15 protein-coding genes are annotated in these 21967 nt (G+C 32.0%); 9 read left to right on the top strand and 6 right to left on the bottom strand.

Annotated features, from left to right (window positions below):
• The first annotated feature begins 32 nt into the window (after window positions 1-32).
• Complete coding sequence (locus ACZIYX_RS08045; RefSeq protein ID WP_462681700.1) at window positions 33-1709, top strand: amidase family protein; 1677 nt, start codon at window positions 33-35, stop codon at window positions 1707-1709.
• Between the two features lie 179 nt (window positions 1710-1888).
• Window positions 1889-3196: a 30S ribosomal protein S12 methylthiotransferase RimO gene (gene rimO, locus ACZIYX_RS08040; protein ID WP_462681699.1), complete on the top strand. Its 1308-nt coding sequence runs from the start codon at window positions 1889-1891 to the stop codon at window positions 3194-3196.
• Window positions 3197-3244: 48 nt separating this feature from the next.
• On the opposite strand, the gene ACZIYX_RS08035 is transcribed toward rimO, so the two are convergent.
• Window positions 3245-3883: an acetyltransferase gene (locus tag ACZIYX_RS08035; protein WP_462681698.1), complete on the bottom strand. Its 639-nt coding sequence runs from the start codon at window positions 3881-3883 to the stop codon at window positions 3245-3247.
• A 592-nt stretch (window positions 3884-4475) separates the two neighbouring features.
• Here ACZIYX_RS08035 and ACZIYX_RS08030 point away from each other — a divergent pair.
• Window positions 4476-6269 carry a hypothetical protein gene (locus ACZIYX_RS08030; RefSeq protein WP_462681697.1) on the top strand — a complete coding sequence of 598 codons (1794 nt, stop codon included), beginning with the start codon at window positions 4476-4478 and terminating at the stop codon, window positions 6267-6269.
• A gap of 336 nt (window positions 6270-6605) precedes the next feature.
• Here ACZIYX_RS08030 and ACZIYX_RS08025 read toward each other — a convergent pair whose 3' ends face one another.
• The 3 genes from ACZIYX_RS08025 to ACZIYX_RS08015 all read right to left on the bottom strand — a co-directional run bounded on the left by ACZIYX_RS08025 (window position 6606) and on the right by ACZIYX_RS08015 (window position 11938).
• Window positions 6606-6794: a hypothetical protein gene (locus ACZIYX_RS08025; protein WP_462681696.1), complete on the bottom strand. Its 189-nt coding sequence runs from the start codon at window positions 6792-6794 to the stop codon at window positions 6606-6608.
• A 465-nt stretch (window positions 6795-7259) separates the two neighbouring features.
• The gene (locus ACZIYX_RS08020; protein WP_462681695.1) at window positions 7260-9434 is read right to left on the bottom strand and encodes a M3 family metallopeptidase; all 2175 of its coding nucleotides are present in this window, start codon (window positions 9432-9434) and stop codon (window positions 7260-7262) included.
• A 17-nt stretch (window positions 9435-9451) separates the two neighbouring features.
• Window positions 9452-11938 carry a M14 family metallopeptidase gene (locus ACZIYX_RS08015; protein WP_462681694.1) on the bottom strand — a complete coding sequence of 829 codons (2487 nt, stop codon included), beginning with the start codon at window positions 11936-11938 and terminating at the stop codon, window positions 9452-9454.
• A 224-nt stretch (window positions 11939-12162) separates the two neighbouring features.
• Between ACZIYX_RS08015 and bshC the strand changes: the two genes are divergently transcribed.
• Entirely contained in the window at window positions 12163-13758 is a 1596-nt protein-coding gene (gene bshC / locus ACZIYX_RS08010; RefSeq protein ID WP_462681693.1) for a bacillithiol biosynthesis cysteine-adding enzyme BshC, read from the top strand.
• Window positions 13759-13897: 139 nt separating this feature from the next.
• On the opposite strand, the gene ACZIYX_RS08005 is transcribed toward bshC, so the two are convergent.
• On the bottom strand, window positions 13898-14197 hold the full coding sequence (locus tag ACZIYX_RS08005) for a hypothetical protein (RefSeq protein ID WP_462681692.1): 300 nt from the start codon (window positions 14195-14197) through the stop codon (window positions 13898-13900).
• A 413-nt stretch (window positions 14198-14610) separates the two neighbouring features.
• Here ACZIYX_RS08005 and guaA point away from each other — a divergent pair, with 413 nt between their 5' ends.
• The 4 genes from guaA (at window position 14611) to ACZIYX_RS07985 (ending at window position 19513) form a co-directional block, all read left to right on the top strand.
• Window positions 14611-16140 (top strand): glutamine-hydrolyzing GMP synthase, encoded by a 1530-nt coding sequence (gene guaA / locus ACZIYX_RS08000; protein ID WP_462681691.1) that lies wholly within the window; start codon window positions 14611-14613, stop codon window positions 16138-16140.
• Window positions 16141-16187: 47 nt separating this feature from the next.
• On the top strand, window positions 16188-18332 hold the full coding sequence (locus ACZIYX_RS07995) for a LysM peptidoglycan-binding domain-containing protein (protein ID WP_462681690.1): 2145 nt from the start codon (window positions 16188-16190) through the stop codon (window positions 18330-18332).
• Between the two features lie 404 nt (window positions 18333-18736).
• The gene (locus ACZIYX_RS07990) at window positions 18737-19273 is read left to right on the top strand and encodes a DUF922 domain-containing protein (protein WP_462681689.1); all 537 of its coding nucleotides are present in this window, start codon (window positions 18737-18739) and stop codon (window positions 19271-19273) included.
• 15 nt (window positions 19274-19288) lie between these two features.
• Window positions 19289-19513 (top strand): DUF3820 family protein, encoded by a 225-nt coding sequence (locus ACZIYX_RS07985; protein WP_462681688.1) that lies wholly within the window; start codon window positions 19289-19291, stop codon window positions 19511-19513.
• A 427-nt stretch (window positions 19514-19940) separates the two neighbouring features.
• Here the strand turns inward: ACZIYX_RS07985 and lysA are convergent, their stop codons facing one another.
• Complete coding sequence (lysA, locus tag ACZIYX_RS07980) at window positions 19941-21173, bottom strand: diaminopimelate decarboxylase (protein ID WP_462681687.1); 1233 nt, start codon at window positions 21171-21173, stop codon at window positions 19941-19943.
• Between the two features lie 153 nt (window positions 21174-21326).
• On the opposite strand from lysA, the gene ACZIYX_RS07975 reads away from it, so the two are divergent.
• A complete protein-coding gene (locus ACZIYX_RS07975; RefSeq protein WP_462681686.1) occupies window positions 21327-21962 on the top strand; it encodes an LON peptidase substrate-binding domain-containing protein in 636 nt (211 codons plus the stop codon).
• Window positions 21963-21967 lie beyond the last annotated feature (5 nt).

The following is a 21967-nucleotide window of genomic DNA, read 5'->3' as shown; positions in this document are numbered from 1 at the left end:
ACCCGGGTATATTAACTTTATACATCTGGGCTATGAAAAAAATATTTTGTACTTTAATTTCAATTTTCTTTTTTATTGCTTCCTGTAAAAAAGAAAAGGAGCTAAAATTACTACAACAAGAACAATCTACAGTAGTTTGGCAACCCTACGATGAGACAAAAGATATTGCAGCTACTCAACAACTTGAGCAAAGCAGGATGCATCTTAAGTTGGTTAATTCTAAAGTGCTGGATAAAAATAGTATATGGAAGGTTTTAGAATTAGAGTTAAACCTATTTTCAGAAGAAAAATATAATAATCTTAAAGAATTTATTTTAGAAAAAGATATTCCTGCTCTCCAACAATATATAAAAAAAGGCAAGCTTACTTATGAGGAGCTTACTCTCTTTTACATCTATCGTATAAGAAAATATGAAAGTGATAATTCTGTGTCTTTAAACTCTGTGATTTCTCTTAATCCAAAAGTTGTAGAGCAAGCAAGGGCATTAGATAAGGTAGATAAAAAGGACATAGATGTTTATTCTGTTTTTGGAATGCCAATTTTATTAAAAGATAATATAGGTACAGAAGATATGGTAACTACAGCTGGCGCAGTTGCGTTACAAGATAATAAAACAAACAATGCATATATAACAAGTAGGTTGGCAGATAAAAATGCATTAATATTAGGAAAAGCTAATTTAAGTGAGTGGGCTTACTTTTTGTGCTCGGGATGCCCTGTTGGATATAGTGCTGTAGGAGGGCAAACACTTAATCCCTACGGTAGGTTAGTTTTAGAAACAGGAGGATCCAGTTCGGGTAGTGGAGTTGCAGTGGCAGCTAATTTTTGCGTGGCAGCTGTAGGAACAGAAACTAGCGGCTCTATTTTATCTCCATCAAGCCAGAACTCTGTAGTAGGTTTAAAACCAACTATAGGAGTGCTAAGCAGAACAGGTATAGTACCTATTTCTGGTACTTTGGATACTCCTGGCCCAATGGCTAAAAATGTAATAGATACAGCTATTTTACTTAATGCTTTGTTGGGTAAGGATATCAAAGATAACGTTTCTGTAAAAATTGATATAGATTTTGTGAATGAAGTAAAACAATCCTCTTTAAAAGGAAAACGTTTTGGAGTAATCAAAGAATTATTGGAAGATTCTTTATATAATAATGCAGTAAAAGAAATTAAAAAAGCTGGAGGAGAAATTACTGAAATAGAACCAAAAGAAGTACAATTACCTGGTTTTTTGAATATTTTGAATATAGATATGAAAAACGACCTTCCTAAATATATTAGTTCTGAATCAAAAGGAGGTGTTACCGTTAAAAATATAGAGGATCTTATAGCATTTAATTTAACAGATACAACAATTAGAATTCCATACGGGCAACAGTTATTTGAAGGTATTGTATCAGATAATACTACAAATCAAGAATTAAGTGAGATAAAAGAAAATTTAAAAACAATTGCACGTAATTATTTTGATGTGTTTATAGATAAGTATAAACTAGATGCAATTTTGTCTATTAATAACTACCATGCGGGCTATGCTGCTGTTGCCAAATATCCAGCACTTACTGTGCCTATGGGATATACAGATAGAGGAGAGCCCAAAGGCCTTACTTTTATAGGAAAACCTTTTTCTGAAAAATTGTTATTACAATTAGCTTATGGGTATGAGCAAGAAACAAAAGAAAGAAAACAACCAATTAATTATTCAAATTGATTATCAAATCTATAGCTTATGGTTTTTTGATTAGTTTGTGCCTGTTTTGGTAACAAGATAAGTTGGTAAGAGTTTTAGTATATGTAAAAACTTTAAAAGAGATTCGAATTATACTTTATTTAATCCTTGTATCTTTGCAAACCCCCACTTTGAAGTTGGGTGAGATTTATTCATAAGATATGAGAACAAAGACAACGAAGAAGAATAAAATTAATGTAGTAACACTTGGGTGTAGTAAAAATGTTTATGACAGTGAAGTGTTGATGGGGCAATTGCGGGCTAATAATAAAGACGTGGTTCATGAAGGAGAAGGAAATATTGTTGTAATTAATACTTGTGGTTTTATCGCCAATGCAAAAGAAGAGTCTATAAATACGATTCTTGAATACGTGCAGAAAAAAGAAGAGGGAATAGTAGATAAGGTTTTTGTTACAGGATGTTTATCAGAGAGATATAAACCAGATCTGGAAGAAGAAATCCCAAATGTAGATCAGTATTTTGGAACCACAGAGCTCCCCGGGCTATTAAAAGCATTAGAAGCAGATTATAAACATGAACTAATAGGAGAAAGGTTAACCACAACTCCCAAAAATTATGCATATCTTAAGATAGCAGAAGGATGTGATCGTCCTTGCTCATTTTGCGCTATCCCGATAATGAGAGGAAAGCATAAATCAACCCCAGTTGAAGATTTAGTAATAGAAGCGGAGAAATTAGCAGCGAAAGGTGTTAAAGAATTGGTTCTTATAGCTCAGGATTTAACGTATTATGGATTAGATCTTTATAAAGAAAGAAAATTAGCAGATCTGTTAAAAGCATTAGTGAAAGTAGATGGTGTGGAGTGGATACGCTTACATTATGCTTTTCCTACAGGGTTTCCTATGGAGGTGTTAGAGGTAATGAAGCAAGAACCTAAAATATGTAATTATATCGATATACCATTACAACATATTTCTGATACTGTATTAAAATCTATGCGTCGTGGTACAACAAAAGCAAAAACAACCAAATTGCTTAAAGATTTTAGGGAAGCAGTGCCAGAAATGGCAATCAGAACAACCCTTATTGTAGGGTATCCGGGAGAAACACAAGAAGATTTCGAGATTTTAAGAGATTGGGTAAAAGAAATGCGTTTTGAGCGTTTAGGTTGTTTTACATATTCGCATGAAGAAAATACACATGCATTTAATCTGGAAGATAATGTGCCTGAAGAAGTAAAAATGGAACGCGCTAATGAAATTATGGAAATTCAATCTCAAATTTCATGGGAGTTAAACCAACAAAAAATTGGTAAAGAATATAAAGTAGTAATTGATCGTAAAGAAGGAAATTATTTTATAGGTCGTACCGAGTTTGATTCTCCCGATGTGGATAACGAAGTATTAATTGATGCTTCTAAACACTATCTTAAAACAGGAGATTTTACAACTGTAAAAATATACGAAGCAGAAGATTTTGACCTATACGGAGAGCCAGTTCTGTCCTAAAAGCATTTTTTTGTAGCAAGTCTAAGCTTGGGTATCCGTAGTGTATATCTAGTAGTTTTTAGAGGATTTGAATCTGATTATTTTTCCTGGATTGCCTACAACAACAGCATAATCAGGAACATCTCTTATGATAACAGATCCTGCACCAATGGTACACCATTTTCCTATTTTTATGTTTGGTATAACAACTGCCCCGGCACCTATATGGGTTCCTTCTCCAACGTGAACAAGTCCGCAAAGAGTAGCATTTGGAGATATATGTACAAAATCTTCTAGTATATTATCGTGATCTACACTTGCTAAAGTGTTTATTATAACATGTTGTCCAATTGTGGTATTTGGCTGAACTACTGCTCCTGCATATACAACAGTTCCTTTCCCTATTTTTACATTTTCTTCTATTACAGCAGATGGATGTATTATTTTCATAAAATCACTTTGTAAAAATTTTGCGATTTCAAATCGATGAAAATTATCCCCTACAGCAATAATAAAAGGGCTTCCTTCGTGAGGAAATTTTTCTAATGTCTTTCTGCCTTTTAAAATAGTAGTATAGGTAGATTGATAAGGAGAAGGGTTGTCATCAAAAATATCTGTGATTACAATCCCTTTTTTCTTTAAAATTAATTGTATAATCCTAGAGTGTCCACCAGCTCCATACAGCCTTACTTTATTATGCTTTTTCATGACAGGGAAGACTTACGGGATGCAAATAAAACCGTCTTTTTATTGTAATTTTTTATTTCCTTTTTCGATTTCCAAAAGTATTTATTAATCTTTCTTATTAATATGATAATTATCATATAAAGTTCTGATAGCATTCGTGATTTTTGGCAGATATATTTAACCCGTATTATGCAATAGAATTTTGTTGTAAAAATTGAACACAAAATAAAAGTTGATGTATTCTTGGTTTTAACATAGCTGTTTACCCTGAGTTTATCAAAAGGTATGGTCAAACTCAAAAATATAATGCCAGAATTTGAAGTAGTTTCATGACGTAATAGATTTTCTGCTTTATAATTTGGGCAATGTCGTTAAGTTAAGACAAAAAAATATTCAGATGGCTCATTAAGCTTATCGAAATGTAATTAAAAACGCTGATTTTAATGGTTTTTGATCTTAGACTGGTACTATAAAACCTTAACCAAGCAACATTGATAATTTGGGCTAAAGTATATATCAAAAAACAAAAACACTATGACAGGTTATTGGTATAACAGCTTAAGTGCATAGTATTTATTAATTAACGATTTGTTAGAAACTTTAATTTTTTATAATGAAATTACATTCATTTCATATTCCGGTAATGGGCATAGGATTTACTATTGATACCCCATTAAAAGTGTCTTATTTAGGTATAGATTCTGTTATTTCTTTGGTAGACGACATTCTATTAGAAAAAATAAGAAAAATGTATTGTGATACATTTGAGATACCTTATAATGAAATTTCAGAAAGTATAGAAGATTTTAGAGCAAAAAGGATTACCTCATATCTTAATTTGATTCATAATCTGGCTGAAAATAAGTTTAGACAGCTTAAAAATATTACCAACGAATGTAGTAATGAATTAAAACAATATTTTAATCTTTTACCAGACACCTCAGAGTTAAAACAACGATTTAAGAGTATAACATCAAACGATTTTAATATAAAAAAGATTAAAGATTTTATAGATGCAAATTTGTTTATGGGCAGTATTGATGTTAATATTATGACCAAAGTTGATAAAGAAAACTATCGAAAAAAAGAGAAACTACCATCAAAGTACAATGATGCACACGCTGCGCTTAGAGGATATGCTAATAGTGATTTGTCGTCTTCTGTAATATTTTCTGCCGGTATGAATCCCAGATTATATAGTTATATAGAAGAATTTGAAGATTTTTATCCAAATGAGAACGGCGAAATTAAAAAGAAAATAGTTTTAAAAGTAAGCGATTACAGATCGGCTTTGATACAAGGCAAGTTTTTGGCTAAAAAAGGATTATGGGTATCAGAATACAGGATTGAATCGGGACTTAATTGTGGAGGGCACGCATTTGCAACAGATGGGTATCTTATGGGGCCGATATTAGCCCAGTTTAGGGATAAGAGAGAGGAACTGGTTTCGGATTTGCATAGCATTATAGTAGAAGCATTGTCTCAAAAAAAACGATGTATTCCCAAGCTTCCTTTACAAATTAAGATCACTGCGCAAGGAGGGGTAGGAACAGCAGAGGAACATAGGTTTTTGTTAGAACACTACAAGGTAGATTCTGTAGGGTGGGGAAGCCCGTTCCTTTTAGTACCAGAAGCAACGACAGTAGATAATGATACATTAGATAAATTAGTAAAAGCTAAAGAAAAAGATTTGTACTTAAGCAATATATCTCCTCTGGGGGTTCCATTTAATAGTCTCAAAGGAAATACCAAGGATAAAGAAAAATTAGCTTTGATAGATAAAAACAGACCAGGAAGTTCTTGCCCCAAAAAATATGTGGCATTAAATAAGGAGTTTACAGAAAAAGCAATTTGTACAGCTTCACGACAATATCAGCATATAAAAATTAAGGAATTAGATAAAAAACAACTTCCTAAGCAAGAGTATCAAAAACAATATAATAAGATTGTTGAAAAATCATGTGCCTGTGTTGGTTTGGGCACTTCGGCATTACTGAAATATAATCTGGATACTAAAACAGAAGGAAATGGGGTGTCTGTATGTCCCGGACCAAATATGGCATATTTTTCTAAAATTATGAGTTTAAAAGAAATTACAAGTCATATTTATGGAGAGTCTAATCAGGTTGAAAGGACAGATCGTCCTAATATGTTTATAAAAGAGCTTACGATTTATTTGGATTATTTGAAAAACAAGTTAGAAGAAACAAGACATTCTGTAGATGAAAAACAAAAAAAATATTTGTCCGTATTTGCAAAGAATTTAAAAGAAGGAATTTCTTATTACGAAAACATGTTTACCTCTTTAACAATAGATTTTAAAATTCCTAAATCACAATTGTTGTTAGATTTAATCAAGAGTAAAAATGTTATAAACCAATTGAACTTTGAAATAGACAATCTTTAATCCCCTATTGAGGGTATAACTACCCTTGAGGACTGCCTCAAAAATGAAGTATATATTTAGGGAACATACATTGGGTTTACTCTGGGGTTATTGGTTCTTTTAGGTCTTTTATGATTTTTTAGATAATTGAAAAGAACGATTGTACCAGTTTAAATTTGAAAGTGTAATTATAATTATAATCCGGGTTAAATGGTATTGATACAGGGAACAAAAATATTTGTAATGGTATATAAAAGAAGAAGCCCATCTGCAAATGGGCTTCTAAATTAATATTCACTTTATTTTGGGCTAACTCTATATCCTTTGACGGATTTTTTTTTAAACTTCTTTTAATAATTAGTTACCTAAACCTCGGTCATTCTCATTATACAGATCAATAATTTTTTCTTGATTTATAGCAGGAGTAGCTTCTGGGGTATTTTCTGTTGTATTTTCTGTTGTGAAATCGCTTTCTTCAAAAGATTCCGCTTCGCATGAAAATAAGATAGTAACAATTACAAGTAGAAATGGTAGTTTTTTAATCATTGTATTCAATTTTATTTTTGGTATATCAATTTTTGTTTTGTTTGTTTTAAATCGGGTGCAAATGTATTTAAAAAATGGAAATAAAAACATAGGTATGCACTTACAAAACCCTGTAAGCTAGATGTTTTTGTGTTTTTGTATTGAGAAGTTTTCAATAGTAACAAGGAAGAAATTTTGAATAATTCACACTTGTATAAAAACAACTATATTTTTGATATATTTTGAGAGGTTTTATTAAGGAATAATGAAAAGTGGAATTATGCTTAAAAAGCTAAACAATTAACATTTTCTTAATATTGAAAGGGTAGAAGATGCTTTTGTTGAGTGTTTTGTATGTTTTTGTATATTTTGTTGGTAATAATTTATTTTTTTAAGGTGTTCTAAAACTTGTTTTCAATAATTTTAATATATAATAATACCCACATATTTGTATAAAATATATGGGTATTATAATTAAGTATTTTGTTAAGATTTAGGTACAGGAAAACCTCTGTCTTTCATTAATGCTTCAATCTTAGCATCACGTCCTCTAAATTTTCGATAAGCTTCTGCGGGATCTATAGCATTGCGAGGAGCAAAAAGATATTTTACCAGCTTTTTGGCTATTTCTTTGTCATAAAACCCATCCGGAGCTTCAGCAAAAGCTTCTGCAGCATCAGCAGTAAGCACATCTGCCCACATATACCCATAATAAGCAGTAGCGTATCCTTCACCAGAGAATACATGTCCAAAATGTGGTGTACGATGACGCATTACCAACTCTTTGGGCATATTTAGCTCTGCTAGGGTCTCTTTTTCAAAAGTGTCTACGTTTATATTTGCAGGATCCGCTATATGTAATTTCATATCCATAATTGCAGAAGCCAGATATTCTGTAGTTCCAAAACCTTGATTAAAAGTTGAGGATTTTTTTATTTTGGCTACTAATTCTTTAGGTATGGATTCTCCTGTCTTATAATGTACAAGATAATTGTCGATTACTTTATCTGTAGATAGCCAGCGTTCTAACAATTGTGATTGAAACTCTGTGTAATCTCTAACTCCGCCATCAAGAGTTGGATACCTTACTTCGGAAGAAAAGAAATGCAATGCATGACCAAATTCATGAAAAAATGTAGTAGCATCATCCCAGGATACTAATACGGGTTCTCCCGGGGCAGGTTTTACAAAATTAGAATTATTGGAGGCTAGTACCGTTTTTTTGCCATCAAAAGTACTATGGCTTCTGTAGGTTGTAGCCCATGCACCAGATCGTTTTCCTGTTCTGGCAAAAGGATCCAGATACCATAGCCCTATATGTTGTCCATTTGTTTTGTCATTTACTTCCCATATTTTCACATCCTCATGAAAAACAGGTACTATACCTTCTTTAACAGGAGTAAATTTAAAATTAAATAATTCGCCTGCTACAAAAAACATAGCTTCTGTTAGCTTATCTAATTGCAAATATTGCTTTACTTCGTCAGAATCCAGATCGTATTTCTTTTTCCTTACCTTTTCAGCATAATATCTATAATCCCAAGGCTCTATAATGATATTATCTCCGTTTGATTTTGCTATTGCTTGCATATCGGCTACTTCTTCTTTAACTCTGGCAATTGCAGCAGGCCAAACAGCATTCATAAGTTGCATAGCATTTTCAGGTTTTTTGGCCATACGATCCTGTAATCTCCATTCTGCGTAGTTTTTATAACCTAATAACCCTACTCGTTCTTTTCTTAATTTAAGAATCTTGGCAATAATCTCGTTGTTATCTTTATCATCTCCATTATCCCCACGCGAATAATAGTTTTTCCATACTTTTTCTCGCAAATCCCGCTCGTTAGAGTAAGTAAGAAAAGGATCCATAGAGGATCTGGTATTGGTAATAGCATATTTGCCCTCTTGTTCTTTATCTTTTGCAGCTTTGGCGTATGATTTAATTAGCGGTTCAGATAAACCACTTAATTGTTCTTTGGTAATAAAAGTAACATACCCTTCTTCATCAGCAAGAATATTATTAGAAAAGTCAGTGTATAAACCAGATAGTTCTTTGTTAATTTCTGCGTAACGTTTCTTTTTTTCCTCATCAAGTTCGGCACCATTCATGGCAAAAGATTTATAGTTTAGATCTACTACTCTTTGTTGATCTGTTTCCAGAGGTGTTTTTTGCGAGTTTTCGTAAACAGTTTTAATGCGCTGAAACAGTTTCTTGTTTTGGGATATTTTAGAGTTAAATTCAGATAACTTAGGAGCCATCTCTTTTTGGATTTCTCTAAACTCTGCAGAGGACATATTGCTGCTTAAAATACCATAATAGGTATATACTCTTTCAAGTTCAGCTCCGGCTTTTTCCATAGCTACAGTCGTGTTTTCAAAGGTAGGAGGTTCTGGGTTATTAGCAATTTTTTCAATTTCAATAAGATTAAGCTCCATTCCTTTTTCAAGGGCAGGTTTTATATCTGCAATATTCATTTTATCAAAAGCGGGAGTCCCTCCATAAGGTCCAGTCCATTCTTTTAATAAAATATTTTCATTTCCTTCAACTTCTGTCTTTGCTGTCACAGTTTCTTTTTCTTTCTTTGGATTACAACTGGCTAAAAGTAATACAACTAATATTGTTATAGCTTTAAAAGTTGTGTGTATTTTTGAGTATATCATAATTATTTAATGTGATTTTAAAGTGTAAATTTATTGTTATTGGTAAAAAAGATTGCATTCACGAAAAAAAGCTTTCCATTTTCCCAAAAAGATCGAAACAGAGGATTGTCTACCATATAAATAACACTGCCCTTGCCTATTCGTGCTTCGCCAAAAACCAGTGAGTTATTTAGCCCTTTTAAAGCCGATGAGCCTGCAAAACCAGATACATTTTGCTGTTGTTCTATATACGCTACATTATAACCTTCTTTAAGAAATTTGAAAGACTCATTTCCTAATTTTAAGCTAAAATAAGTATCGTTATATCCAAAAGCCATGGGATGAGAAGGATCTACTTTGGTTTTAAAAATGCTTCCTGTAATTAAATCTTTTACGCTTTCCCGTTCTCTTTGGTCATAAGCTATAAGATTTCCTATAGAGTCTTTCTCTTTTTTTTCTGGTTCGTTCTTATATAAGTCAAATCCTTCTTTGTCTGCAAAAGTATTTACAGCATTACCTATTGCTATTAGCTTTCCTCCCTTTCGAACCCATTTTTTTAGGTTTTCTATGACATCGTTATTTAAGTAACTATCATAATATCCGTCAGGCAGTATTAATACATCATAATCACTAAGGTTCGTATTTTTATAATAATCGGTATCTATAGAGGTAATAGGATATTTAAGCTGTTGTTCAAAAAAATGCCAGATCTCACCATAGTTCAAAGATGAAGTGTGATTACCTTTTATAACAGCAATTTTTTGATTGTTAATTAATTTTACATCTGGAGAGCCAAAGTCTGCACCACTATTAGAAAAACTACTTGAGGCTGTATATATTTTTCGATTATGTGCATTAGCTATATCTATAACAGTTTTATCATAGGTGCTATTTTTTTGATTATCACTTTTTGTAATTATCAGACTTCCTTTTTTAAAGTTTTCTGTGCCATTACTAAAATCTTTTTCACTAAAACGTACACGTATATTATTTTTAAGTAGATCAGCCATAAAAGCAGCATCATTTATACTATTCCATTTGGCAATATATCCTGGTCCCGAGGTATTTATAGTATTGTTAAAAGTATCCTCTTTTTTATTTGAATTAACGGGGATTAGTGATGTAGAGGCAACAGCATCCAATCCGTATGCGTGAGGTATGCTCCAGGCAGTAATATCATAAGTAAGCGGGTCATTTAATTTAGCGTCTGGCTCAAAAAGCACTTTTACCATTTTACCTTTTGGTTGATTAGTACTTACTACAAGAGCACCTTTTGCATTTATACTTCCTTGTTTGTTTTCTCTAAAGTGAAACCCGCTTACTCTTTCATTATCTGTAAACCCATAAATAATCTCGTGCCTGTCCAATAGTTTGGTCAAAGCATTTATTTTATCAGCTTCGCCATTAAGGATATAGCTTTTGTATTTTAGATCACTAGTATTAAAAAACTTTTTAAATTCAATATTCAATTTTGCAGCCTGTTTAGAGGAAATCTCTACAGTAGATAATCCTGTTGTAGTATGATGTAAAGCACGGTCTTTTAAAGTTAATACAAAACCTTCATCTGTTTGGATACCTAATCCTGCTCTTCCATGTCCTGCTTGTTCATAAGTCATACCTATAGCTCCCATAAAAGTAGGATATGTATCTCCATAGCTTGGGTATAATAGGTCAAAACGTTCCCGGGTAAAAAACAGCCACCCTTCTTTGTCAAAATAACGAGCATGGTTTTTGCCGATTTGCGTTTGAAAATCTTTTTGCCAAGGAGTTATAATTTCATGAAAAGGTTCTGCTGCAGGAGCAAAATAATAAGGTTCGTTAATCCCTTGTTCATGAAAATCTACATGTATATGGGGCATCCAAGCATTATAAATTTTTAAACGTTGCTGTGATTCTACCTGAGTTGCCCATGCCCAATCCCTGTTAAGATCAAACAAATAATGATTTGGTCGTCCGCCAGGCCATGGTTCATTGTGTTCTGTAGCAGCCTGATTGACTTGGTATGGTGTAGCTTTTACCTGATTGTACCAGTTTACATAACGATCACGACCATCCGGATTGATACACGGATCTATAATCACTACTGTGTTTTGTAACCAGGCAGTTTTTTGGGTAATTAATTCATAAATAGTTTTCATTGCAGCTTCTGTACTAGAAGCTTCGTTACCATGTACATTATAACTTAGCCACACAATTGCAATTTCTGGATTTGCAGCTCCTTCTGCAATACCTGTGTTTTTTAGATTATTTAATCTGATAGTTTCAATATTTTTTAAATTTTCTTCAGAAGAAACTATTGCATAAGTCAGGAGTCTGCGCTCATTAGTCTTACCATAGGTATGGTAGGTTGCCATGTTAGAATTATTGGCAACATGGTTAAAATAATTTACAACATCGGCATGGCGTGTAAATTGATCTCCTATTTCATATCCTAAAAAATCTTTTGGGGATAGTAAATTATTTTGTGAATACGTTAAGTTTGTCGTTATAAGTGCGACAAATAGTATAGTAATTATTTTTTTCATTGATGAGTACTGTTCATTTTAACGGGTAAAATACCGAGTTAAATTTAAGTTGTAATCTGTATTAACTAAAATTTAGGATTTATAAATAATACAATGAGTAGTTTGTTAATGAGTATAATTAATGATGAGTTGTGTGAATTTTTATCAGACTATTAAAAAAAGTATAAAAATATCCATCCAATAACAATCTAATGTATATTTAACCATTCAAAAAAAAACTTAATATGCCTGGTGACTGTATTCCGTTTAGAGATACGAATTACTTTTCTTCCCTTATTTGTGATTATTTAGATCAAAAAGCTGAATTACAGCCTTTCTATAATCGATTTCCGAAATTAGAAAATTTTGAAGGCCAAATTCTGGACAAACAACAATCATTTTCTAATAAACACAGAGAGATTTTAGTAGGGACTTTAAAAAAGCAATATAAAAATGTTGCTACTTCAGAAATAACAATCAATAATATAGCTGTTTTAGAAAAACCAAATGCATTTACAGTAGTTACAGGGCATCAGTTAAACCTTTTTACAGGGCCGTTATATTTTTTATACAAAATTATTTCTACAATAAATTTAACCAAGATATTAAAAGAGAAGTACCCTGAATTTGATTTTGTTCCGGTGTATTGGATGGCTACAGAAGATCATGACTTTGAAGAGATAAATTATTTTAATCTTTTTGGAAAAAAGGTACAATGGAATCATAAAGATGGAGGAGCTGTAGGAGTATTTGATACTGAAGGGTTGGATAAAGTTTTTGATGTTTTTTCTTCCGAAATAGGAAAAGGACAGAATGCAGAACGACTTAAATCTCTTTTTGAAAAAGCATATCTAAAACATCAAAACTTAACCGAGGCAACCAGATATATTGCTAATGAACTATTTGGGGAGTATGGTTTGGTAATTATAGACGGAAATGATAAAGAGTTAAAGCGATTGTTTGTTCCTTATGCAGAAAAAGAACTATTAGAGCAGGTTGTGTTTAATAAGGTATTGCCAAAAACCAAAAAACTGGAAGCAGCAGGGTATAAAGTACAGGTAAACCCCAGAGAAATAAACCTATTTTATCTGGCTAATGGATTAAGAGAACGAATTATCGAAAAAAATGGGAACTATTATGTAAATGAAACAGATATTGGTTGGAACAAGACAGAAATATTAAAAGAACTCTATGGGTTTCCAGAAAGATTTAGCCCTAATGTAATGATGCGACCATTGTATCAGGAAATAGTTTTGCCAAACCTTTGTTATATCGGAGGAGGAGGAGAACTTGCATACTGGTTAGAATTAAAAGATTATTTCGAAACAGTAAAAATTCCTTTTCCAATATTATTGCTCCGTAATTCCGTACTGATCCAAACCAAAAAGCAAGCAGAAAAAATTAAAAAACTCAATATCTCAGATATAGATTTGTTTTTGAAGCAACACGAATTAATTAATCGAAAAGTCCGGCAAATATCTAATATAGATATAAATTTTGATACACAACGTAAGCATTTAAAGAAGCAATTTGTAGAAATGTACGAATTGGCAAAACAAACCGATGTTACTTTTATTAACGCAGTAAAAGCGCAGGAAATAAAACAACTTAAAGGGCTGGATGTTTTGGAAGATAGGTTACTAAAAGCACAAAGACGAAAACTTAGCGATCATGTAAAACGGTTGGCAACTATACAAAACGAGCTTTTTCCTAATCATAGCTTGCAAGAACGGAATAAAAATTTTTCTGAACTATACTTGGAGTATGGAGAAGAATTAATCCCCCAATTAATTAAAAACTTAGATCCGCTAAAAGGAGGGTTTTTGATTTTGAAAGATTAAAGAACATACCTTTGTGCATAAATCTTTTTTAATCCCCCGATGGTTTTATTTTTCGGGGGCTTTTACCTCAAAACAAAATGCGCTATCATAAGTAGTACTCCCGGATTGTTGATTTTTGAGGGGTATAAGCTTTTTAAGGCTATGCTAACTCTTTTTTGATCCAGTTAGGATTTTTGATCCATATAGTATTTTTGACCCAGCTCCCGATAGCTTTATTTTTCTTTAGGTAAGGACCGGTATTTTCTTTTATCAGATCTGAAATAGATACAGAAAACGCATTATTTTGATTATTAGTTGTCTGTGGTTGTTTGTTTTTAAAAACATTAACAAAAGAGTCCTTGTTAGAAAAGATGTTTTGATAAGGAGTGTTTTTTGCAAAACAAGCTATGTTTGAAAAGAACAAAAAAAATAAAATAAGGTTTGATGTAAAATTTTTCATGGTTTTTGGTTTTAAAGAGTTTAAGATTTAAGGTGTTTTATAAATTAAAATGCCAAAATATGTATGTCTTGCAGGTATTATTATTGTTTTTTTTAAAATTGTTTGATACTTAAAATTATTTAATTAGGAATAAACTATTTTAAGTGGTCGATTATTGGTTATTTTGTGTCGATCAATCGTTATTTGATATAGATGAATGGTTTTGTTTGTTTGTTTTATCAAAAGCCTATTTTTTAAAGCAGGTCGTTAAGAGTTCTTGAAGAATTATGAGCGCTGCACCAAAACAAGATTTAACAAACAATTTCTATGCTTTTTATAGATCAGGAATCAAAGATGTTTATAAAATAATCAGTGTAGTTAAAAATTATTCTATTTAGGATTTCGAAGGTTATAATTTAATTTTATTTTTGCCTATGCAAAACAACGTACTTATTTTAGATTTCGGATCGCAATACACACAACTTATAGCAAGAAGAGTTAGAGAGTTAAATATATATTGCGAAATACACCCTTATAACAATTTGCCAGAAAATGTTTCTGATTTTAAGGCAGTAATCCTTTCGGGTTCTCCCTTTTCGGTAAGAGGAGAAGATGCTCCTCATCCTGATTTATCAGAAATAAGAGGTAAAAAACCTTTACTAGCCGTTTGTTACGGAGCACAATATCTTGCTCATTTTAGTGGAGGAGAAGTTGCACCTTCAAATACAAGAGAATATGGCAGAGCGAATTTGTCTTTTATTCAAGAAGGAGAACAGTTCTTTGAAAGTATAAACAAAGGTTCTCAAGTATGGATGAGTCACAGTGATACCATCAAAAAACTTCCTGAAGGAGCTGTTAAGTTAGCAAGTACCGGCGATGTAGAAAATGCAGCCTATAGAATAGGAGGAGAAGAAACCTATGCCATTCAATTTCACCCTGAAGTATATCACTCAACCGATGGAAAGAAATTATTAGAGAATTTTTTAATAAAGATAGCAGATGTTCAGCCAGATTGGACACCAGATTCCTTTGTAGACTCTACCGTTGCAGAACTAAAAGAAAAATTAGGTAACGATAAAGTGGTATTAGGTTTAAGTGGAGGTGTGGACTCAACGGTTGCAGCTGTATTATTGCATAAAGCAATAGGAGAAAACCTGCATTGTATTTTTGTAAATAATGGGTTGTTACGTAAAAATGAGTTCTCTGCAGTATTGGATCAGTACGAAGGTATGGGGCTTAATGTAAAAGGAGTAGATGCTTCGGCACGTTTTTTGGATGCCCTTGCAGGAGAAAGTGATCCAGAAGGGAAACGAAAAATAATTGGTAAAATTTTTATAGAAGTATTTGATGATGAAGCACACCAGATAGAAGATGCAAAATGGTTAGGTCAAGGCACTATTTATCCTGATGTAATAGAATCTGTATCTGTTAATGGTCCTTCAGCAACTATTAAATCTCATCATAATGTTGGAGGATTACCCGATTTTATGAAATTAGAAGTTGTAGAACCATTACGTATGCTGTTTAAAGATGAAGTAAGAAGAGTAGGTGCATCGATGGGGATTGATCCGGAACTATTAGGAAGACATCCTTTTCCGGGACCAGGATTAGCTATTCGGATATTAGGCGATATAACTCCAGAAAAAGTAGCTGTTTTACAAGAAGTAGATGCTATTTTTATAAACGGTTTAAAAGAAGATGGACTATATGATAAAGTATGGCAAGCAGGAGCTATTTTGTTGCCAGTACAGAGTGTTGGAGTAATGGGAGATGAGCGTACCTATGAAAATTGTGTGGCATTAAGAGCGGTAGAAAGCACAGACGGAATGACGGCAGACTGGGTGAATTTACCTTACGAGTTCTTGCAAAAAACTTCTAATGCAATAATAAACAGGGTAAAAGGCGTTAATAGAGTAGTATATGATATAAGTTCTAAGCCTCCTGCAACAATTGAGTGGGAGTAAATTCTTAGTTTTATATAGAGGGGAACAAAAAAATAATTAGACAATACATGAAAAAGTTTTTATTGATCTTTCTGTTGCTGATAGTGTCAGGCGTTACTTATGCACAGCAATATAAGAGCCATAAAGTAGCAAAAGGAGAAAATGTGTACAGAATAGCAAAACGCTATAATACTACCCCCGAAGCTATATATAAGATAAACCCAACAGCAAAAGAAGGGATAAGCGAAGGAGAGATTTTGGCAATACCTGTTTTAAGCGATCAAGAATATAAAATACACGTCGTAGAAAAAGGGGATACAGTATACAGCCTTTCAAAAAAATATAATATTAGTGTAGAAACTATTTATTTGTTAAATCCAGAAGCAGATAAAGGGATTAATCTTGGTCAAATCCTTAATGTAGGTAAAATCGATAAAAAAAATACAACAAGATTAGATGATAATAAAGAAGGTGGTAAAGATGCCGTTTTGGATAGTTTAAAAACTATACCTGAAAAACAAAAAATAATACGGTATATAACCCATAAAGTTAAGAAAAAAGAAACACTATACAGTATCGCCAAAAACTACAAAATAACAGTAGAAGATATTAAAAAAAATAATAAGAGATTATACTCAGAACAAATCAGAAAAAAAGATAAATTACGAATACCTGTATTTGCAAGTGAATCTACAGGTAGTGAACCTGCAAAAATTTTAACAGATTCCAGGTTATCTACTACTACTAGATATACAATAAAACCAAAAGACACAAAATATAGCATTGCCAGACGACATGGGATTACTATTAATGAGTTAGAACAGCTTAACCCTAATATTAATTCAGAATTTCCTGTCGGAATGCAAATAACAGTTCCTACAAGTGTATTTGTTTCCTTAAAAGATGCGGTTCAGCCAGGTTTTGAATTGTACCAGGTTAAGCCTAAAGAAACAATTTTTCGTATTTTGAGACGTACAGGCATATCTTCGGATTCTTTGTTTAAAATGAACCCTTATTTGCGGGAAGGTTTAAAAGCAGGAATGGTAATTACGATTCCTAAAGATACATTGGCCATAAGTAAAAGTTTGTCCAAAGAAAAATATGTAGATTTAGGGAAAAACCTTTATAATTTTTCCCCTAAAAAAATAGCCGTAATGCTTCCTTTTGGGCTGGATACATTAAATTTTGAAGCTAGAAAAGAAACAGAAGGATATTTGAAGAGTAAACAAAGTCTAAGAATAGCATTAGATCTTTATAGCGGGATTTTGATAGCAATAGATTCTGCAAAAACCAGAGGAATCACTACCGAGTTGACTGTTTTTGACACACAAAAAAATAATAATACAGAGTATGTAAAAGGCTTAATAGCTGAAAATGATTTTAAAAATACAGATGCTATAATTGGACCATTATATCAAAATAATGCAGAAATAGTTGCTTCACAACTTAAAAAATATAACACACCCATATTTTCGCCAGCTTCAAGAAAAGAATCAGAATTGTATAATAATATCTTTCAGACACGCCCTACAAATGAGATATTGCAAGATAAAATAATATCTTTTGTAGAAAAAGATTCTACTAGTAAAAATATTGTAATAATAGTTCAGCAAGGAGCTAAATATGAAGAGGTGAAAAAGAAATTAGTAGCCAAATTCCCTGATGCTAAAATTGCCAAAATAGAAGAAGGTAACTACCTTTATGAAGTTAGGCTTAACAAAGTTTTGGATAAAAATAAACCAAATTGGGTTTTTTTAGAATCAGATGATGTGGCTATGATTAGTAATGTTATCCCTTTGCTTAACGCAAAAGCAGAAAGCCATAAAATAACTTTATTTACTACAGACAAAAACAATGCCTTTGATGATGATAATATAAAAAACGAACATTTGTCAAAGCTGCACATGCACTACCCGTCTGTAGACAAAGAATTTGATAATAAAGAAGAAGAAATAACCCCGTTTATAGAGCGTTATAAAAAACAATACGGATCTGATCCTAATAAATGGGCTATAAGAGGTTTTGATATAGCATACGATATTTTGATGCGATTAGGGACCTCAGATAATATATATAATGCTGCTTTTGATGGAACAACAGAGTATGTTAAAAATAAATTTAATTATTCCAAAAAACTTTTAGGGGGATATAGTAATCAAGCAGCATATCTTGTTAAGTTTGATGATGAATTAAAACTAAGTGTTGTAGAGTAATCCTTATATCTCTATGATATAGCTTTCTAAAGAAAAAAGCACAAACTCACGCGTACAAGTATTAATTAAGGAATATAAATTAATACTGAATAAAAAATGTTTTAAGATGTAGAAAAAAATATTTTTTACATATCTTTGATATAGTTGAGGTTGTGTGTTTTCTTTTTTTGTGCAAAAAAACTTCTGTGGCATGATAATTGATAAGTTTAATTATCGAAGAAAACAAAGGAAAATAAATCACTGGTTTTATAATAGTATATATAATTTAAAATTTTGTATATTTAGAAACTAGAAAAGTAAAACTATTTTTATAAAGTGCTAACAATATTTGCCCCATATTGTGTTTCTTAGTACTTCAGGAATAGGCAAAGTATAACTTTATTAGGGCATAATTGTTTGCAATTATGATTAAGTACATTACTATTATTTTATTCTTATTTATTACCAATAATAATGGTTATGTAGGCAAATTCTCTTATACAGAAAGGAGTGAGTTGGCATGGTCAGACTTTAGAGGAAAGCCTAATATGAATAGCAATTTTGATGCTAGTGTAAATACAGGAATTACCTATCAGTGGTCTTATGGTAAAGATAAAGGAGAAATTGAGTTAAACTATCAAGTAGATAGTTTTTGTTATCCCTCATTGTCTTGGGTAAAGAGAGGGCAAATGTCTGATGGGCTTTTGTCTCACGAACAATTGCATTTTGATATTTCTGAGTTGCATGCGCGAATAATGCGCAAAAGATTAAAAGAATATAAAGCAGGAAGTAATATACGCCGGGACCTTAATAAAATGTATAAACTGGTAGAAAGAATGAGAATCAATATGCAGGAAAGGTATGATGAAGAAACAGATCATTCAAGAAATAAAGAAGCACAAAAAAAGTGGGAAAAAAAGGTAGAAACATTAATGTGGTACTATAGAGATTTTACTAAATAACCCCTTTCTTAATCTATGGAAATCCAGCTTCAAAAGGATTTTTTAACCAAATTAGCACATGCTAAAATGCCTTTCGGTAAATACAAAGACAGATACCTTATCGATCTTCCCGAATATTATATTGTATGGTATCATAATAAAGGTTTTCCTAAAGGTGTGTTAGGGCAACAGTTGCAAACAGTATATGAATTAAAACTTAATGGCTTAGAATATTTAATTAGAAACATTAAAGATTTGTAGCGTTTTTTTATTTTTAAACAATATTACTAATTTATATTTCATTAGGGTTATACATTAAAAAAACAGGTTGTTACAACTGAAAAACCTTTCAAATACAGACACTACACTGTGCTTTTTAATTTAACCGCAACCATTTGATCTTTTTATAACAATTTCTAATACCATTTTAACTTTGAAATAATGCGTATAGAAATTGAATTTATTTTTTAAGTATTCAAGGCAAAAAACTTGTACCGGACTTGATCTGGTATCAAGCATAGCTGTAGTTACGGTTATATTTTTTAACGAAGAATAGACGAAAAAGAAATAATTTATTAGTACTATTTCAAAGTTAAAACGGTATAATACATGTTTGTAAAAAACAAATAACGCCAGAAAAAATCTGGCGTTATTTATGTATCTAAAAAATTCTTATATAATATTTGTATTATGAAGCAGTTTCTTTTGTTTTAGAAAATATATCAATATCTATCTGGTTTTTTATAAGATCATTAAATGTTTCGCGTTTACGAATCAAATGCGCTTCCCCCTCGTGCCATAAAACCTCTGCAGGACGATAACGGGAATTATAGTTGCTGGCCATAGAAAAACAATAAGCTCCGGCATTTTTAAAAGCTACAATATCCCCTTCTGTGATTTCAGAAATCCTTCGGTTTGTAGCAAAAGTATCCGTTTCACAAATATACCCAACTACAGAGTAGAATCGTTCCTTTCCTTCAGGGTTGGATATATTAATAATTTCGTGGTGAGCATTGTAAAACATTGGTCGGATTAAGTGGTTAAAACCACTGTCAATTCCTGCAAAAACAGTAGATGTAGTTTGTTTGATTACATTTACTTTTGCCAAAAAGTACCCGGCCTCACTGACCAAAAATTTGCCAGGTTCAAATCCAAGTGTTAATTCTTTACCGTATTCTTTGCAAAAAGAATTAAAACGTTTGGTCATTTTACTACCAAACTCCTCAATATTGGTTTCAATATCTCCTGATTTATAGGGTACTTTGAATCCGCTTCCGAAATCTATAAAATCCAGGTTTTTAAAATTCATTGCAGTCTCAAAAAGTATTTCACATGCACGCAGAAAAACTTCAATATCTAAGATATCGCTACCTGTATGCATGTGTATTCCATTAATACGCATTCCTGTGTTTTTTACAATCCTAAGAATATGCGGGATTTGATGGATGGATATGCCAAATTTGCTATCAATATGCCCTACAGATATTTTGCTGTTTCCTCCTGCCATTACATGTGGGTTCATGCGTATACATACAGGTACATCGGGGTGTTTTGTGCCAAATTGTTCCAGGATAGAAAGATTGTCAATATTTATTTGTACACCCAAAGAAGAAACTTCTTCTATCTCTTCAAGAGAAACCCCGTTGGGAGTAAAAACAATACTACCTGGTTTTACGCCAGCTTTTAACCCTAATTCTACTTCTTGTACAGAAACAGTATCTAACCCGGCTCCTAATGAATTTATTAGCTTTAAAATAGCAAGATTTGACAGTGCTTTGACTGCATAATTAAGTTTTAACCGTTTGACTTCCTTGAAAGAATCAGAAAGGCGGTTGTACTGTGAAATAATCTTTGAGGAGTCATATACATAAACCGGACTCCCAAACTCATTTGCAATTGCTAATAAATTTTCATTTTCCATTGTGTCACAAATTTAAGCTCACGAAATTATCAATAAAATTAGAGATATTGTCGTCTTATCAAGAAAAAAACTAATATAATAGTAGATTTTTGCATTTTTAACTTGTACTTAATCTCTATAAACAGGGTAATTAGTATTTTTAATAAAAAAAACATGCTACCTCTTTTTCCTTTACAAACAGTGGTATATCCAGGAGAACGATTACAGTTACATATTTTTGAAAAAAGATACCAACAGTTGGTTGAAGATTGCCAGAAAGAAGGTTTTCTGTTTGGGATACCTGCATATATGGATGAAAAATTAGAATATGGAACTGAAGTAAAACTTCAAAGAGTGGTTCAAAAATATCCTGAAGGAGAAAGTGATATTATATGTTTGGGAACAAGGATTTTTAAGATTCATAGCTTTTATCAACAGTATCCGGGTAAGTTATATTCTGGAGGAGATGTAGAGTTTTTTATTGATAAAGATAATAGCACCGAAGAATTACAAGGAGAGCTGCTTAAAAATATAGCAATGCTGTATATAGAATTGGCTATGGATAATCCTCCTGTGTTTGATATTCCTTTTGCAAGTTATCAAGTAGCTCACAAAATAGGTTTGGCTTTGCATCAAGAATATGATTTATTGAAAATCAGGAATGAATCTGACCGCTTAAAGTATCTTATAGCGCATCTCAAAGCCACTATTCCGGTAATTAGAGAGATGAACAGAACTAAAGAATCGATTAAAATGAATGGACATTTTAAGAATTTTGACCCTTTGGATTTTAAAAAATTTCAACTATAATTTTG

Source organism: Aquimarina sp., from assembly GCF_977115655.1.
This window is presented reverse-complemented; position numbering and strand designations above follow the sequence as displayed.

What these genes read in the sequence shown, in the direction of transcription:
- ACZIYX_RS08020 (WP_462681695.1), bottom strand. Translation starts at nt 9,434, where the DNA reads ATGATATACTCAAAAATACACACAACTTTTAAAGCTATAACAATATTA.
- ACZIYX_RS07985 (WP_462681688.1), top strand. Translation starts at nt 19,289, where the DNA reads ATGGAAATCCAGCTTCAAAAGGATTTTTTAACCAAATTAGCACATGCT.
- guaA (WP_462681691.1), top strand. Translation starts at nt 14,611, where the DNA reads ATGCAAAACAACGTACTTATTTTAGATTTCGGATCGCAATACACACAA.
- ACZIYX_RS07995 (WP_462681690.1), top strand. Translation starts at nt 16,188, where the DNA reads ATGAAAAAGTTTTTATTGATCTTTCTGTTGCTGATAGTGTCAGGCGTT.
- ACZIYX_RS08025 (WP_462681696.1), bottom strand. Translation starts at nt 6,794, where the DNA reads ATGATTAAAAAACTACCATTTCTACTTGTAATTGTTACTATCTTATTT.
- ACZIYX_RS07975 (WP_462681686.1), top strand. Translation starts at nt 21,327, where the DNA reads ATGCTACCTCTTTTTCCTTTACAAACAGTGGTATATCCAGGAGAACGA.
- ACZIYX_RS07990 (WP_462681689.1), top strand. Translation starts at nt 18,737, where the DNA reads ATGATTAAGTACATTACTATTATTTTATTCTTATTTATTACCAATAAT.
- lysA (WP_462681687.1), bottom strand. Translation starts at nt 21,173, where the DNA reads ATGGAAAATGAAAATTTATTAGCAATTGCAAATGAGTTTGGGAGTCCG.
- ACZIYX_RS08045 (WP_462681700.1), top strand. Translation starts at nt 33, where the DNA reads ATGAAAAAAATATTTTGTACTTTAATTTCAATTTTCTTTTTTATTGCT.
- bshC (WP_462681693.1), top strand. Translation starts at nt 12,163, where the DNA reads ATGCCTGGTGACTGTATTCCGTTTAGAGATACGAATTACTTTTCTTCC.
- ACZIYX_RS08015 (WP_462681694.1), bottom strand. Translation starts at nt 11,938, where the DNA reads ATGAAAAAAATAATTACTATACTATTTGTCGCACTTATAACGACAAAC.
- ACZIYX_RS08030 (WP_462681697.1), top strand. Translation starts at nt 4,476, where the DNA reads ATGAAATTACATTCATTTCATATTCCGGTAATGGGCATAGGATTTACT.
- rimO (WP_462681699.1), top strand. Translation starts at nt 1,889, where the DNA reads ATGAGAACAAAGACAACGAAGAAGAATAAAATTAATGTAGTAACACTT.
- ACZIYX_RS08035 (WP_462681698.1), bottom strand. Translation starts at nt 3,883, where the DNA reads ATGAAAAAGCATAATAAAGTAAGGCTGTATGGAGCTGGTGGACACTCT.
- ACZIYX_RS08005 (WP_462681692.1), bottom strand. Translation starts at nt 14,197, where the DNA reads ATGAAAAATTTTACATCAAACCTTATTTTATTTTTTTTGTTCTTTTCA.